This window comes from Stenotrophomonas sp. SrG, from assembly GCF_050031795.1.
GTDB lineage: Bacteria > Pseudomonadota > Gammaproteobacteria > Xanthomonadales > Xanthomonadaceae > Stenotrophomonas > Stenotrophomonas rhizophila_A.
Map to the genome: position 1 here is coordinate 1 of NZ_JBNBBE010000072.1, position 323 is coordinate 323.

The following is a 323-nucleotide window of genomic DNA, read 5'->3' on the forward strand; positions in this document are numbered from 1 at the left end:
CGGCTGCCGCGTTGTGGAGCAAGGCGCGGCGCGCGACATCGCGGGGGTACACCACGGCAGAGTCGATTGTCCCGGTGAAAAGCTCCTCGAAGGCGATGGCCCGATTTCGAGTGTCCACGAACAGTGCGGCAAATATCTCCTGCTTTCGTCCGCGCAAGCGCTGCTTGAAGTAGCGCATGGAGGTCGTTGCATCGAGCATGCTCTCTCCGAGTTCCAAGTCAGCAAGCAGATAGCGGTCGGTCTGTTCAATTGCGGCGACCAATTCGCAGGCCCGTGCAAGTCCAAGTCCGGGCAGTTTCTTCAGCTGCCGCACGTCCTTGTCA

The 323-nt window shown here is 60.4% G+C and carries 1 protein-coding gene; it reads right to left on the bottom strand.

The features are described 5' to 3' along the window. Positions 1-323, bottom strand: a 323-nt coding sequence (locus tag ACQG3P_RS19025) for a JAB domain-containing protein (protein WP_426805908.1), incomplete at both ends; no start/stop codon positions are given.